15 protein-coding genes and 1 tRNA gene are annotated in these 15438 nt (G+C 45.6%); 7 read left to right on the top strand and 9 right to left on the bottom strand.

Going from position 1 to position 15438, the window contains the following annotated elements; all coding sequences use genetic code 11:
* Window positions 1–55: 55 nt before the first annotated feature.
* Window positions 56–1510 carry a hypothetical protein gene (locus RF007C_RS04605; protein WP_037297661.1) on the bottom strand — a complete coding sequence of 485 codons (1455 nt, stop codon included), beginning with the start codon at window positions 1508–1510 and terminating at the stop codon, window positions 56–58.
* Window positions 1507–2100 (bottom strand): RNA polymerase sigma factor, encoded by a 594-nt coding sequence (locus tag RF007C_RS04610; protein ID WP_037297662.1) that lies wholly within the window; start codon window positions 2098–2100, stop codon window positions 1507–1509. The genes RF007C_RS04605 and RF007C_RS04610 overlap by 4 nt, the downstream gene beginning before the upstream one ends.
* A 336-nt stretch (window positions 2101–2436) precedes the next feature.
* Here RF007C_RS04610 and RF007C_RS04615 point away from each other — a divergent pair, with 336 nt between their 5' ends.
* From RF007C_RS04615 to pta, 6 genes are all read left to right on the top strand, one after another.
* A complete protein-coding gene (locus RF007C_RS04615; protein ID WP_037297664.1) occupies window positions 2437–4686 on the top strand; it encodes a heavy metal translocating P-type ATPase in 2250 nt (749 codons plus the stop codon).
* Between the two features lie 150 nt (window positions 4687–4836).
* Window positions 4837–5571 carry a GNAT family N-acetyltransferase gene (locus RF007C_RS04620; RefSeq protein WP_037297666.1) on the top strand — a complete coding sequence of 245 codons (735 nt, stop codon included), beginning with the start codon at window positions 4837–4839 and terminating at the stop codon, window positions 5569–5571.
* 168 nt (window positions 5572–5739) lie between these two features.
* Window positions 5740–6084, top strand: coding sequence for a hypothetical protein (locus RF007C_RS04625; protein WP_037297669.1), 345 nt, complete (start codon window positions 5740–5742; stop codon window positions 6082–6084).
* 103 nt (window positions 6085–6187) lie between these two features.
* Window positions 6188–8410, top strand: coding sequence for an SF1B family DNA helicase RecD2 (recD2, locus tag RF007C_RS04630; RefSeq protein WP_037297672.1), 2223 nt, complete (start codon window positions 6188–6190; stop codon window positions 8408–8410).
* Between the two features lie 15 nt (window positions 8411–8425).
* Window positions 8426–9445, top strand: coding sequence for a rod shape-determining protein (locus RF007C_RS04635; protein ID WP_037297674.1), 1020 nt, complete (start codon window positions 8426–8428; stop codon window positions 9443–9445).
* 157 nt (window positions 9446–9602) lie between these two features.
* Window positions 9603–10619: a phosphate acetyltransferase gene (gene pta, locus RF007C_RS04640; RefSeq protein WP_019678029.1), complete on the top strand. Its 1017-nt coding sequence runs from the start codon at window positions 9603–9605 to the stop codon at window positions 10617–10619.
* Window positions 10620–10690: 71 nt separating this feature from the next.
* Here pta and RF007C_RS04645 read toward each other — a convergent pair whose 3' ends face one another.
* The 5 genes from RF007C_RS04645 to RF007C_RS04665 all read right to left on the bottom strand — a co-directional run bounded on the left by RF007C_RS04645 (window position 10691) and on the right by RF007C_RS04665 (window position 13236).
* On the bottom strand, window positions 10691–11641 hold the full coding sequence (locus RF007C_RS04645) for a hypothetical protein (RefSeq protein WP_037297676.1): 951 nt from the start codon (window positions 11639–11641) through the stop codon (window positions 10691–10693).
* On the bottom strand, window positions 11638–12216 hold the full coding sequence (locus tag RF007C_RS04650) for an RNA polymerase sigma factor (RefSeq protein ID WP_037297679.1): 579 nt from the start codon (window positions 12214–12216) through the stop codon (window positions 11638–11640). The genes RF007C_RS04645 and RF007C_RS04650 overlap by 4 nt, the downstream gene beginning before the upstream one ends.
* Window positions 12217–12333: 117 nt before the next feature.
* Window positions 12334–12783, bottom strand: a complete 450-nt coding sequence (locus RF007C_RS04655) for an AlbA family DNA-binding domain-containing protein (RefSeq protein ID WP_037297681.1) — start codon at window positions 12781–12783, stop codon at window positions 12334–12336.
* Between the two features lie 43 nt (window positions 12784–12826).
* A complete protein-coding gene (locus RF007C_RS04660) occupies window positions 12827–13084 on the bottom strand; it encodes a hypothetical protein (protein ID WP_037297684.1) in 258 nt (85 codons plus the stop codon).
* Window positions 13085–13164: 80 nt separating this feature from the next.
* Window positions 13165–13236 (bottom strand) — tRNA-Arg (locus tag RF007C_RS04665).
* Between the two features lie 93 nt (window positions 13237–13329).
* Between RF007C_RS04665 and RF007C_RS04670 the strand changes: the two genes are divergently transcribed.
* Window positions 13330–13881, top strand: coding sequence for a hypothetical protein (locus tag RF007C_RS04670; protein WP_019678034.1), 552 nt, complete (start codon window positions 13330–13332; stop codon window positions 13879–13881).
* On the opposite strand, the gene RF007C_RS04675 is transcribed toward RF007C_RS04670, so the two are convergent.
* A complete protein-coding gene (locus tag RF007C_RS04675; protein ID WP_037297686.1) occupies window positions 13864–14169 on the bottom strand; it encodes a hypothetical protein in 306 nt (101 codons plus the stop codon). The two genes, RF007C_RS04670 and RF007C_RS04675, sit on opposite strands and share 18 nt — an antisense overlap.
* A gap of 4 nt (window positions 14170–14173) precedes the next feature.
* Window positions 14174–15331 carry a stage II sporulation protein P gene (gene spoIIP, locus RF007C_RS04680; RefSeq protein WP_051456516.1) on the bottom strand — a complete coding sequence of 386 codons (1158 nt, stop codon included), beginning with the start codon at window positions 15329–15331 and terminating at the stop codon, window positions 14174–14176.
* Between the last annotated feature and the right edge of the window lie 107 nt (window positions 15332–15438).

Raw genomic sequence — 15438 nt, forward strand, 5'->3', positions numbered from 1 at the left:
TCAGAACTTTCTTTTGCAATTCAAATTATCTCGTAAGCGAGCTTACATAAGCATTTCATTTTTCATAGGTTATTACAACTTCAGTCTCTGTAGTAATACTAAAACTTCCTTCAACCGTTGTCTGAATGCTTTTCTGCTCCATATAGGCTTTCTGCTGCTGAGCTGCCTGTTCATTGATGATATTATCTATTTCTTCATCCGAAAAAACTGCTTCAACTGACATATCTCCTTCGAGCCTGCTGTTATGCACCGTTATTGTATGCTCACCGTCATTAGTTTCAATTACGGCGTCAAATTTGGGATCTGCCTGCGATGAGAACATCATAAAATTTGTGAAAGGAATATATACCCTCATACGTCTTTTGGCGTCTGGGAAGGCAGGAGTAAATATATCCCCCATATAAGCTTCGTTGCCTATCTTTATCCTGTGTATATCATTTGTCATATACACTGTAGAATTGGCAAGTACATAAGGCTCATAGTATCTCACACCAAAGAGGTCGTCGGCTTCTTCCTTACCAAAAAAGTTGGTCTTTACGAATTCCGAACCGCTTTCCGCCGGCATATCATTGCTTCCGTCAAATCTTAACGAACGCTTCCACATCTTTCCGGATACAGGCAGCTCATAATGGATCACATCATAAGTATCCCCGCCGTTGTTCAGAGATGTTGTCAGAATATCATAAAGATACTTTTCAGTGTTTTCAACATCTTTAGAGTACAGGACCTGGGTATTCAGTTCGGCTATACATGTGTCGTCTTTATAAAAACAGTCGAAATCAAAGGAAGCTACACATACGTTTTTGCCGTCTTTATCTGTAAGGAAGCCGTATTTATCCGGGGTGAAATTTCCTTTTACAGCATTAATCGCCTCATCATTATTTCCGAATATGTGATCGTATTTCAGCTGCTTTATATCATCCTCAGTAAATTTTGCAGCCGACTCGGCTGCTGCTATGAAGTTCTCGCTGCTGTAATCCCCGGCATACTCTACCGCATATACCTGATTTGTAAGTGTATCGTTTATCTTCCGCACAAATATGCGGACATTTGTATCATTATCTATATCATTGAAGGGACAGCTGAAAAAAGGTGTTACAAGTACGTCAGCAATTATATACTGCTTCAGCGGCATATCATAGACTTCGTAGGTATTCTTTCCGGTCTCGTTTTTTATCTCAGCAACGATGTTTCTGAATTGTGCGTCGTCGTTTCTGCGGATATTTGAAAGAAACTCCTGCACAAATACCGTTTTCGGAAGTATACCCACACATATCACTACTGCAGTAGCAGCGGCTGTCCATTTGAGTATGGGTACTATCCTCCGTTTGCCCGTAACGTTCTCAAGGTCGCTTACGGTAAACTCGCTGTCGGAAAAATCCGAATCTGTTTCAGGAAAAGCTCTTGAGGAGATCTTATCGAAACAATCTACATTTGAAGACAGCTCTTTCATTTTTTCCCTGAGCTTCTTCTCGAATTCGGGATCTCCTTTGATATTTTTATCTTTCACTGATCTTCACCTGCCTTTTCCTGTAATATGATGATCGCTTTTTTATACCTTGATTTTGCCGTTGTTTCCGGGCATTTCATTACCTTTGCTATCTGCTTGAACGTAAGCTCGGCACAGCATTTCAGTATCACTGTCTGCCTCTGTACGTCATTGAGATATTTCAGGAGCTGATTTATGTAAATACTGTCCTCGACAGTCTTTTCAGTCTCGCCGTAGCTTTGTATGATATTATCCGCAAGGTCTCTTTTGTATCTGCGGCGAAACTCCAGTGCAACGTTGCGCGCTATTGTAAGGATAAAACCTTTGCCATCTCCTTTTTTTGCTGAAAAACGTTTTACCTGAGTAAGTCTGACAAAGGTCTCTGTAACACAATCCTCCGATAAATGATAATCAGATGTTATTCCGAAGGCCACTGCAAAAACGTTGTCCTTGAACATGGTGTAAAGTCTGCTGAGGCTCTCCTTTGAAGTCGGGCAGCTTATTATAAGCTCATTCACGGTATTATCCGCTTCAGGTGCTGTCCTTTCATGGGAAAATACAGTAAAAATCGCTCCGTCACCTCCGCTTATATAATGTGTTTCGGCATCCATATTATCACTCCTTTCCGTTTTCCCCGATACAGGCCATTTTCCTGACCTGCAAGCTCTTACGGGGATACGTTTTATGAAAGCTTTCATAAATAAGTGATTTCAGAAGCCGAAAAAGACGATATTATCTCAAAAAATTTTTCAAAATCGTTAGTATTATAAAACAGCGTTTATAAAGGCTTTTCAGTTTACTCTGAAAAGCCGCTGATACTGTAATTATATCATTCGGGCTAAAAAAAATCAAGAAAATTTCTCATAACTCTTGACAAATGCGGAATAATGTGGTATATTAAACATATGAACAGTTGTTCATATGTTGTAAGAAAGGACAGTGAGTATATGGAAAGATACTTTTCTGTTGATAATCTTGACTGCGCACACTGCGGCGCTAAAATAGAAGAAGCCATAAACAAGCTTGAAGGCGTAGAATCCGCAGTTCTCAATTTTCCTTTAAAGAAGTTCAGAATAAGCGGAGACATCACAGATGAGCTTATCGCTAAAATCAATCAGACAGCAAACTCTATTGAAGCAGGCGTTGTTATCACTGCTATCGAGGAGAAGCAGCACAGCAGACGCAGACGCCATGAGCATGAACATCACCATCATGAAGAATGTAACTACGGACATGACCACGGACACGAACATCATCACGATGAATGCAGCTGCGTCCATGACCACGGGCATGAACATCATCACGATGAATGCGGCTGTGAGCACGGACACACTCATGAACACAGCGAAAAAAGCAGTCTCAGAAATGAGATAATTCCGCTTATCACAGGGGTTATACTCTTTGCAGCTGCTGTTATCAGCAGCAGACTAACGGATATCAAGCCTCTTACCGTCGCTCTGTATGCAGGCGCTTATCTTACTCTGGGATATAATGTTCTTATCGCTACATTCAAAAACCTTAGCAGAAAGAACTTCTTTGACGAGAATTTCCTTATGACAGTTGCTACCGCAGGCGCTTTTGCTCTCGGAGAATACGCCGAGGCTGTGGGAGTTGTATTGTTTTTCCGCATAGGCGAGCTTTTTGAGGACTACGCTGTTTCCAAGAGCCGAAAGGCTATCACGGATGTTGCTTCTCTCAAGGTCGAGGAAGCCGATATCCTCATAGACGGCGAATTCAAAAAGATTAGTTCTGACGAAATAGAGATCGGAGACATTCTGCGCATAAAGCCCGGCGAACGCATTGCTGCCGATGGTGTGGTTGAGACAGGCAGTTCGAGAATAGATACCTCAGCTATCAACGGTGAACCCGTTCCTGTCAATGTTAACAAAGGTGACAAGGTACTATCGGGGTGCATCAACCTCTCAGAGACCTTTAATCTCCGTGTAACTGCTGCCGCATCAGACTCTATGATCTCCAAGATCGCAAGAGCCGTCGAAGACGCATCCTCCTCAAAACCAAAGATCGACAGGTTCATCACGCGCTTTGCAAAGGTATATACTCCCATTGTTCTTACAATAGCCCTCCTGACTGCAATTACACCTTCAGTCATTACGGGCGAATGGAGCAAGTGGGTATATTCCGCACTTACCTTCCTTGTTATCAGCTGTCCCTGCGCACTGGTGCTCAGCGTGCCTCTTGCGTACTTTTCAGGTATCGGCGCTGCTTCAAAGCTGGGTATACTCTTCAAGGGTGGCAATGCTGTGGAGGCTCTCGGAAAAGTCAAGGTCATAGCCTTCGATAAGACAGGTACGCTTACAAACGGAGTGTTTACCGTTACAGAAGTAAGCTCCTGCGGCGGAATGAGCAACGAAGAGCTGCTCGCCGTATGCGGCAGCTGCGAGCAGAACTCCACTCACCCTGTGGCGGAAAGTATCGTGGACTACTGCATAGGTAAGAATATCAGCCTTTATGATACCGAAAAAAGCTCTGAGCTTGCAGGAAAAGGCGTTTCGACTATACTTCGCGGGAAAAATGTGCTTTGCGGCAATGAAAAGCTTATGGCCGAAAACGGCATAAATGTGCCCGAAGCTGCTGTCTGCGGAAGTGTGGTATATGTAGCCGTTGATGGCGTCATACAGGGCAGGATCATTGTTTCAGACACTATTAAAAAGTCATCCGCAGCAGCTGTTTCACAGCTGAAGGCTATGGGTATCAGGACTGCAATGCTTACAGGCGATAAATCAGAAAACGCCGAAGCAGTAGCAAAGCAGCTGGGTATTGACAGCTTCAGCGGTGATCTGCTCCCTGACGGAAAGCTTGAGGAAATAGAGCGTATCCGCGGAGAAAACGGCGCTGTAATGTTTGTGGGAGACGGCTTCAACGACGGGCCGGTCCTTGCCGGTGCAGATGTGGGCGGAGCTATGCAGAGCGGCTCAGATCTTGCACTGGAAGCAGCTGATGCTGTATTCATGAATTCAGAGCCCGAGGCTGTTGTAAGGTCAAAAAGAATAGCCGACAAGACATTGCGCATATCCTATGAAAACATAATCTTCGCACTGGCGGTCAAGGCGGCAGTGCTTCTGCTGGGACTTTTAGGACATCCCAATATGTGGCTGGCGGTATTTGCTGACTCCGGTACTGCAATGCTGCTTATCCTCAATTCCGTAAGGATACTCAATACAAGAAAATACAGATGAGCAAGAGAGGCTTTCTTCAGGAAGCCTCCTCTACAATTTTTACTGTTTTTTTCAACAGATATATTTAATTATAAACATATTGTCGAATTTGATGTTGATAACTCTCCGCTTCCCGGCATTATATTCTGCAATAATAATCGAGGTGATATGATGAAAGTACTGCAAATATCGGAATACAGCCATTTTATCAAGAATGCAAGGGAGCTTCCCTTCGGAAGGGTATATCCGCTGTCCGTTGCAGAGGGATTTCAGAGCGGTATGATATACAGCTCCGCAAACTGTGTGTTATTCCGACACAAATACAATTATTCTTATATATGGGGTACTCCCGGCGAAACTCAGCTCCGAAGCATATATGAGCTGATAATAAACAGCGGAATGAAGCTTATGTTCGCTGATGCACATATTTGCAGCCTGTTTTCGGAATGGGGCGGCGTAACTCTCATACCGCGAAATAATTACAGCTATCCACATGACTCTGCCCCAAAATTCGTTCTTCCTGAGGGCTTTTCCGTAAAAGACATTGACAACGGGCTCTTTGACAGGCTGAAAGGCAGAGTGACTCCTTCCCTTTTCTGGGATGATCCCGAACAATTCAGAAAATACGGCAAGGGTATCTGCATAATGCACGGCGATGAACCCGCTTCATGGGCTTTCACAGCAGGCGTCAGCAGTGAGGAATGTGACATAGGCATTGAAACAGCAGAGCCTTTCCGTCACCGCGGACTTGCTTATGCAGCAGCTTCTGCTTTAATAAGTGAAATACTCCCGAAAAAACGTCCCCTATGGTCATGCCAGCAGTCAAACAGGGGCTCTGCCTGTATAGCGGAAAAGCTGGGATTTGTAAAAACATACGAGTACATTATGATAAGAAAAGCAGACTGAGCTTCCTTCAGTCTGCTGCCCTTAGCAGAAAAAGTGGTTTACCGAGCCTGAAATTACGGGCTCGGTAATTTTATGCCGTGATTTAGCCCGATATTGCTCCCCTTTGAGAGCTTTTTCTGTAACTCTTTCCCGCTCCGAAGCATATAATAACAAGAAAGGAGTGATGTTATGGAAAATGCCGAGATAACCGCACTTGCCGTGGTAGCCTTCATTGCCGTTCTGGAGATATGCTGCTTTTTCATATGCTCAAGGCTCCGCGGAAAGAGCTACCCTCTTTGCACTGTACTGCCTATATTTGCAGAAGATGATGAGCTGGAAAGGCGCCTTGAATACATAGGCACTCTCATAGAGGACGGAAGCTCCTGCGTGGAAACCCTTATCCTTCTTGACTGCGGAGGAAGTGACGGGCAGATCGAGCTTTGCAGAGAATTCTGCTCTCATTTCCGCTCTGCCGAGCTGCTGGCTCAGGAGGATATTGAAGACGCCATGAGAAGATTTATTCACCTCTCATAACAGATTTATCTTACAAAAAGGAAAATTCTTCACGCGGCTGTTGCTTTTTATACAACTTTATGTTATAATGTAAGATGTATTTTTATGTGCAGAGGTGAAAACGGTGGAGCATGAGGTCCTTCACATAGAGGGCACTGTGGAAGATGTCCTGTTCAAAAATGAAAATAACGGCTATATCGTTCTGGACCTCGACGCAGGCGGCGAGCTCATAACCGTTGTGGGAGAGCTGGGCGACATCGAGGAGGGTGAAGGCCTTATACTCGAGGGAAGCTATATCACACATCCGCGGTTCGGCACTCAGTTCAGTGCGGTATACTGCGAAAGGAAACTCCCCGAAACTGTTGTAAACATCGAAAAGTACCTCGCCTCGGGAGCTGTAAAAGGAATCGGTCCCGGACTTGCAAAAAAGATAGTGGACGTATTCGGTGAGAGGACTCTCGACATTATGGAGAATGCCCCCTTCCGTCTGGCCGAGATAAAGGGTATATCACCTAAAAAATGCGATGAGATAGCCGCTGAGGCTCAGAAGCTTTTCTGCCTGAGAAATCTCATGTCTTTTCTGTCGCAGTATGAGGTAAAGTCCCGCTTTGCCATGAATACCTACAGGAAATACGGATCGGACGCTATGACGCTGCTTCGACTCAATCCTTATCTGCTCTGCGGCGACTATATTGAACTCGATTTCGCAAAAGCAGATACAATTGCTCACGATATGCACATAGCCCGCAATGACAACAAGCGTATAACAGCGGGAGTACAGTACATACTCCGCGCCAACGGCGGAATAGGTCATACCTGCCTGCCTCTGGAGGTGCTGGCAAAAAAGACTCAGGACACCCTCGGCATCACCGAAAGCGACTTTTACAGCGCATACAACGCCGCTATCGAAGATAACGAGCTCTTTGAATATGTAAAGAACGAGATAGAATTCGTATATCTCCCCGATTACTTCTACGCGGAAAGCTTCATTGCAGACAGGATACACGTACTCAGGGATTTCTCCTCTCCCGAGGACTTCGATTACGATCTCCTTATAGATATCGAAGAGGAAGAGCATAACATAAAATACGAAAAGCTACAGCGGCAGGCTATAACCACCGCTGTTTCACGGGGACTAATGGTGCTGACAGGCGGTCCAGGTACAGGTAAGACCACCACCCTGAACGCTATGATCTCTATATTCGAAAAAAAAGGCATGAAGGTGCTGCTTGCAGCTCCTACGGGAAGAGCCGCCAAGCGTATGTCCGACCTGGCAGGCTGCGAGGCAAAGACAATACACCGTCTCCTTGAAGTTGTATACGACTCGGGAGACAGACTGACATTTGCTCATAATGAGAATAATCCCCTGGACTGCGATGTGCTCATCATAGATGAGATGTCAATGGTAGACGTAGTACTTTTTGAGAAGCTGCTCAGGGCGGTACGCCTCGGGTGCAGGCTCATTATGGTGGGCGACAGCGATCAGCTGCCGTCAGTAGGCGCAGGAAATCTTCTGGGAGATATTATCGACAGTAAGATAGTTCCCGTTACAGAGTTGAAGGAGATCTTCCGTCAGGCTCAGAAAAGCTGCATAGTCACCAATGCCCATAAGATAGTCGCAGGAGAATACCCCGACCTCACCCGTAAGGACAGCGACTTTTTCTTCTTCAAGCGCACCGATTATCAGCAGGCACTGAAGCTTATCGTCGATCTGGCAAAGACAAGGCTCCCCAAAGCTTACGGCTACTCCCCCACCGAGGATATTCAGATACTCACCCCTTCAAAAAAAGGCGTCACGGGTACCGTTGAGCTGAACAAGCTGCTTCAGGACGAGCTCAACCCACCTGCTAAAAACAAACAGGAGAAAAAGGGCTATGTCTATACCTACCGCGAAGGTGACAAGGTCATGCAGACACGTAATAATTACGACATTACATGGTCAAAGGACGGCGAACAGGGCGCAGGTATCTTCAACGGCGACATCGGCCGCATAATAAGCATCGACAACAGAAGCTCCCTTGCCGTTATCGACTTTGACGGCAGGAAGGCTACATATACCTTTGATCTGCTTTCACAGGTGGACTTGGCTTACGCAGTAACCGTACATAAAAGTCAGGGCTGCGAATTTGAAGCTGTGATACTCCCTATCATGGGCGGCTTCGATAAGCTGTGCTACAGGAACCTCCTGTATACAGCGGTCACAAGAGCAAAAAAGCTCCTTATACTCATAGGTACAGAGGAGCATATAAATAAAATGGTAGACAACAACAAGCGCACAAGGCGTTACACCTGCCTGCGCCATATGCTTTCAGGGAAATCTAAGACAAGCTCTCCCTTCGGGCAGTAAGAAAGGAAGATAAAAATGGCAAATACAGACATCGGTATTGATCTGGGCACCTCAAATATCGTTATGACCATGGGAAACAAGGGCGTTGTGCTCAGCGAGCCCTCGGTCATCGCATACAACACAAGAACGGAAAGAGTGCTTGCCGTCGGTAAAGAAGCCTATGAAATGATAGGCAGAAATCCCGACTATATCGCTGTTAAGCGTCCCATAAGCGAGGGCGTGATCTCCGATGACGACCTCACCCACAGCATGATACGCGAATTCATACTCAAAGTAACAGGCAGACAGCTCATGAAGCCGCGTATAGTTATATGTATCCCGTCTTTCATAACCGACATCGAGAGCCGTGCCGTGGTAGATGCCGCAAAGAGCGCAGGTTCAAGGCAGGTATACCTCATACAGGAGCCTATTGCTGCTATGATAGGCGCAGGCGTCAATATCACCAAGGCAAAGGGACATATGATCGTTGATATTGGCGGCGGTACTACAGATGTTGCAATAGTTTCCATGAACGGCGTTGTCACCTCCCATACCGTCAAGGTGGCAGGAAACTCCATAGACCGTTCCATAATAAAGTATATGCAGAACAAATACAAGCTTCTCATAGGTGAAAGAACCGCCGAGAAGGTAAAGATAGAGCTCTGCAACCTCTACGATCCCAGTGACGAGATGACTTACCTCGTAAAGGGAAGAAGTCTCCTCAAGGGACTCCCCGCTCAGGTGCTCCTCAGCGAAACAGAGCTTTTTGAGGCCATTGAGGACGATACTTTCACTATCATGGAGGCTATAAGAAAAGTCCTCGAGGACGCTCCCCCGGAGCTTGTAGGAGACATCTATGATAACGGCCTCCTGCTCACAGGCGGCGGCGCTCTGCTGGGCGGACTTACTCAGCTTATAAAGCGTACTCTCGGCATAAGCTGCAATATCGCAAAGGACTCGATAAACTGCGTTGCCAAGGGCACAGGCATGGCATTCGGAAGAATGACTACCCTCCTGGACGGCTTTGAGGCTGCTACAGTCTATAAGTACAGATAAAACTATAAAAACAGCTCTTCTCATATGAGAAGAGCTGTTTTGTATCCGATTGCCCGACTCGTGATAATGCACCTATAACTATAATTACGGATTGACTTTAAAAAACAAGTGTGATATAATTATACAGTAAAAATATTTTTTATGGAGGTCTCTAACAATGGGAATGTTTGACAAGCTTATAGCAAACCTTAAATCCAGCAAGAAAACCATCGTCTTCACTGAGGGAAGCGATCCCCGTATCCTCTCCGCAGCTGACAGACTTATCAAGGAAAACCTCATGGGCGTTATCCTCTGCGGAAACGTTGACGAGGTAAAGGCTGCTGCAAAGAACGGCGGCTTCAATATCGACAGCGCTGAGATCCTTGATCCTGCTACATATCCCGAAATGGACGCTCTCGTAGCTCAGATGTTTGAGCTCAGAAAGGGCAAGATGACTGAGGATGAGTGCCGTGCAGCTCTGGCTAAGTCCAACTATTTCGGTACTATGCTCGTTAAGGCAGGAAAGGCAGACGCTCTTCTCGGCGGTGCTACATACTCCACAGCAGATACAGTAAGACCTGCTCTCCAGATCATCAAGACAAAGAAGGGCTCAAACCTCGTTAGCTCTTCATTCATCCTTTTCCGTGAGAAGGACGGCAAGGAAGAAAAGATCGCTATGGGCGACTGCGCTATCAACCTCAGCTATGAGGATACAGTTGACAAGGAGGGCAATGTAGTTCTCACAGGTGCAAGAAAGCTTGCTGAAGTTGCTGTTGAGACTGCAAAAACTGCTGATTTCTTCGGAATTGATCCTAAGGTAGCTGTTCTCAGCTTCTCCACATACGGCTCAGGTAAGGGCGGCACAGTTCAGCTCAGCCACGACGCTGTTATCGAAGCAAGAAACATTGATCCTAACCTCGTTATCGACGGTGAGTTCCAGTTCGACGCTGCTGTTTCAGCAGAAGTCGCTAAGACAAAGTGCCCTGACTCAAAGGTCGCAGGACAGGCTAACACATTTATCTTCCCTCTTATCGAGGCAGGTAATATCGGCTACAAGATAGCTCAGAGACTCGGCGGCTACGAGGCTTACGGACCTATCCTTCAGGGACTTAACGCTCCTATCAATGACCTTTCAAGAGGCTGCAACGCTGACGAAGTTTACAAGATGGCCATAATCACAGCTGGTATGGCATAATCAATGCGAAGCATTGATTACTAATTCGGATTTATAAAAAATCGGGACTGCTTTATACAGTCCCTTTTTTGTTATTCATTTATGTTCGGGTCATAATTATCGCTTTCGGGTACTCCGTAAAGCTTTTCTTTAGCTTCGCTTATACGCCAGCCATTCTCAGTCTTGACGATAGTGAACTTTGTTTCATAAACATAATCAGGAGCAACATCTAAATCTGTATGGCTTCTTGTGGTGATTATATTTCCGTTCTCGTCAAACTCGCCCTTTACTTCGTCGTCATTCCATTTGTACAGCCTGTCACTGGTATCACAAGTCTCTGTATTAACGTAGTATCCGTCATCTGTGGTAAATATCAGAGTCGTGTAATCCATATCCTCTTCCTTTGCACAGGCGCAAGCATCAAGGACTGTTTTTCCAAGTTCTGCATCACAGACCTCATAACAGCGTTTTTCCAGATCCTCCCATGTAGGGTATCTCTTATCGGTAACACGATAAAAGTCCCTTGTTATCTCATCTCCGCCGTAAGAAGTTATTGTTTTGGTTACAACAGCCGACCTGTCTACTTCAAGAGTTCTTCCGTGAATATCAAATAAGCACTTCATCCAATCATCGGTCAGCTCCTTAGCGATAGCATCAGCGTCAACTTCCTCTGCCGGAGCAGTTTCCTCAACAGCTTCTGTTACCTCCTCTGTAACTGCTTCGGTAGTTTCGGTAATGTTTTCCTCCACCTCTATCGCAGGCGTCCAGCCGCTGCGGCTTATAAATGCCATACTGCCGCCTATACCTGCAACGAGAAGCACAGCCGCTGCTGCAATACTTACGACCTTGTAACATTTAGGTTTGCGGTATTCTTCAACTCCCGATACCTCAGCAGCGTTATTTTCATTCTTTTCATTTATATCATACTTTCTTTTACTCATGGCATATAACCTCTCTTTCTGCGCATCTTTGAGGACGGGATGCTCCTTGGAGAGTCTGTCTGCTATGTTGCTGTCAACCTTGAATATATCATCTTTACTCACTGAAATCCCTCCTCCGTGATACCTGCTCCGCTAAGCAGTTTCCTGAGCTTTTTTCTCGACCTGCTGAGTCTTTTCTGCACAGCAATGTCGCTCAGTCCTACAAGCAAAGCTATCTGTCTTGTTTTCATTCCGTAATAATAGAAGTAAATGATGATAGACGAATCAGGCTCGCCAAGGCTGTTAACACAGTCCAGCACTGCCTCACGAAGAGCCGATCTATCAGCATCTTCCTCAACTCCCGTATCCGAGGATAACTCACTTACGCTCTCCGACTCGATAGATACCGTTGTATCCGTTTTAGGAGAAAGCCGCCTGAAATAGCTTATAGCAGTACGCTTTGCTATTGTACCTATTATGCCTTTCAGCTCTCCGTCCATTCCTGTATGGCTGTCGAGATAACGGAATACTGCCGCAAACGTATCGCTCAGGCACTCGTCCGTGTCCTCACTTGTACCGCAGCCTTTAAGCTTATTGGCGCATATGGCATAGACATATCCGCAGTACACGTCAAACAGCGCTCGTCTTCCCTCCTCGGGAGACTGCTCCATTATACGGTGAAGCTCCTTGTCTGTCATCATTTCACCCCTTTGAATGCATTCATATATTACACTCGCTTTGTGATATATTTTTCTGACCTGTTTATAAAAACTCAGGGAGAAACTTTTTATCAAGTCTCTCCCTCAGTAATATATTCATTTTCGCCTTAACATTTCAGCAACTTCCTCCACACTGCATTTATAGTCTCCGTCACCATTGCGCTTATATGTTCCTGTATATACACTTCCGCCTGTATAAATCGGCTCTTCCCCTTTTTTTAGCTTTGGCACGGTTATTACAATGATATGCTTGCCTTCTATGCGCTTTATCTGAACATCATCGTTAGTAAGTATATTTCTGCTCACCTTGCGTTTGTCATTGATTATATCCCAGAAATCACTGAGAAGCCACTCGGGATCCGGCAAATCAACAGGGTGGAGGGACTTGTCCTCACGCTCCTCTACTCCGAGAAGTATTATCCCGCCCAGAGTATTGGCAAAGGCGGAATAGGTCTCCCACAGGCTTTCCGGCAGTCCGCCTGTTGCCTTTTTTGCCTCTAATCTGTTGTTTTCCTTGTACCTCTCTATATTGGACAAGTCGATCATTACTGCACCTCCCTTTTATAGCTTATATATTACAATCACACATTCAGTTTGTACTGAATTGTGCGGTCATGTCCTCTTCACTCTGCGAAGTACCTGCGTTAAATTCTGAAAACGCCTCTATATAGCTGCTTGCGAGAGCATCTGTGTCTATATCGGGAAGGTCTGTTTCCTTCTTTGTTTTTCCGGCAAGAAAAGAAAAAAACAAGTACAGTGCAATAAGGACGAGCAGAAGGACATACAATACCTGCCTTCCGCTTTTGCGGCTTGTCTCAGCCGTCTTGATAACAGGTCTCAGGTTCATAATATCTCCTTTATATTAAATGCAGGATACCGAATGATAGCTAATAACTTAGCCCCGTCATGACCTGACGGGGCATTTAAAGCGCCTGACTGGAATCGAACCAGCGCACACGGCGTCGGAGGCCGATGCTCTATCCCCTGAGCTACAGGCGCATATTTAAAGCTACTATATAATTATATCAAAAACTCTTGAAATTTGCAAGCGTTTGTGATATAATTATAAAAAATAAATTAGGAGGGAACGTTTTGGGGGACTACATTTATCTGATAGTTGCGCAGACAGGTACAAAGCCCGCACGATTCTTCAAATTTCTTACAAAAAAGCCATATAATCACGTTTCTCTTTCAGGGGATATACAGCTTTCGGAGATGTATAGCTTCTGCCGTACATATCGTCCGTTTCCACTCCCCGCAACCTTCAATAAAGAGACCGTCGGTCAGGGTACTCTGGGGCAGTTTCAGAATATTCCCTGTGAGATATATCGCATAAGTGTTTCACCGGAACAAAAAGAAGCATACAATAAGATCATTAACCATTTCGCAGTCCACAGGAAGGTCTTTTCATACAATCTTCTCGGACTTCTGGCAGTTTATTTCAATATTGAATGGAAACGTGAACGCAGCTTTGTCTGTTCTCAGTTCGTTGCTTATACTATGGACAAGATAGGCATACCTCTGGAAAAAGCCTTCTCCCTTTATACTCCCGATGATTTCAGAAGCTTTCCGGGAGCAGACCTTATTTACAAAGGTGAGCTAAATACATTCTATTATACAAGACAATCAGAACTTTACACATAATGATATGACATAAGCCGCAGCCCTTATCTCGTCAGGCGAGAGCAGATATGCTCCGCAGTAAGCCTTGCTTGCCGGAGCTATGCCCGATGTACCGAACTCAGAATGATGTCCGAGTATATCAAGCTCTGCTTTTCCGTCACTGATAACAAGTCCTGCGGGAACTATGCTCTCACTGTTGATTCTGTTATAGGAATTGGCATAGGAATTTATAAACATCCATGAGCCGAAGCTCAGAAGCAGGTACAGGAAGGCTGCTCTGAGGGCGGCTTTTTTCTTTTTTCTGCGCATTTTTTCACCTCTTCATGGAATTCAGCAGTTCTCCCAGAGATCTGCCAATGAGCTGTCCCGAGTACTGCGACTGTTCAAGAGTATTTCCGTGGGAGCCCACTTCTATGAGCAGGCTACCGTTGGTAAGATCCTGATTATAGTGTCTGTAATCAAACAATACAGGTCTGGTGAGTCCGGGATGATCGGATTCCAGCTTCTGCTGGAGAGTGCAGGCAAAATGAAAGTTTTCCATATAATCAGGCATACCGAGAGTCCCGTCATCGCAGCCTGAAATTATCATCACCTGCGAAGCCTCCCTGCCGTTCTCCTCAACAAAGGGCTGATAAGCGGTCTCATCTGCTGAAATAGCATCCCTGTGTATATCAAGAACGACCTTAATACTCGGGTATTTCTCAAGGATGGGCATTATGGTTTCACGGCTTCTACCGTAGGAACCGTTATAGGAGGGATAATCATGTACGGCAGGCGTATGAATCACACCTATGCCCTGTGCCTCCAGCTCAGCCTGAATGGCATCCCCTACCATTACCACGTTTTTGGTATTGTCGGTAGTGCGGTAATTGAAGCTGCTGTCGTAATTGTCCCTGATAAACGGCTCATAGCTCTCTGTGGTATGGGTATGATAGATAAGAACAAGCGGCTCATCTGTATCCTCAACGGTAAAATTCGGCAGATATCCGCTCTCACGGATAAGAGTCTCGTTGGGTATATCAGTCTTGTTATTGACCTGACCTCCGCCTTCAAGGTCAAAGAAGGAGCTGCCGCTGTACCTTCCGTAATTCACGCGGACGATCTCTCCGTCGGTATTCCATACCTGAGGGTATGGCTTTTCACCTGCATCATCTGCCTCCATATCAAGAGGAGACGGAAGTCTCAGGAGCTCGCTGTTCCCGCTCTCGTCCTCAGCTCCGTAGCCCTCGGAAAGCACAACACCGCCGAGAAGCTCATCCTCTCTGATTATTCGGCTCACTATCTCGCTGTCGGTACTTATGTGAGGAGCCTCAGCACTGTCAGTACTGCTCAGAAGCAATCTGTCCGCCCCTTTCACCGCCCTTTTTACATATACCGTTCCCTTTGCCGCAGATGCGACCATAACAGGCAGCATAACGGCTGCAAAACATCTTGCTGCACCTTTTATCCTTCTGCGTTTTCGACGTGTCATACACTCACCTCACAGCTTTTTCCTCTGAGATAAGTATATTCGCCTGCCGCAGCAGGTATGTCCGAAAAATACGGCATTTTCCGACAATATCTCACATAGTATATACA

This window comes from Ruminococcus flavefaciens 007c (genome assembly GCF_000571935.1).
In the GTDB taxonomy this organism is placed as follows: domain Bacteria; phylum Bacillota; class Clostridia; order Oscillospirales; family Ruminococcaceae; genus Ruminococcus; species Ruminococcus flavefaciens_F.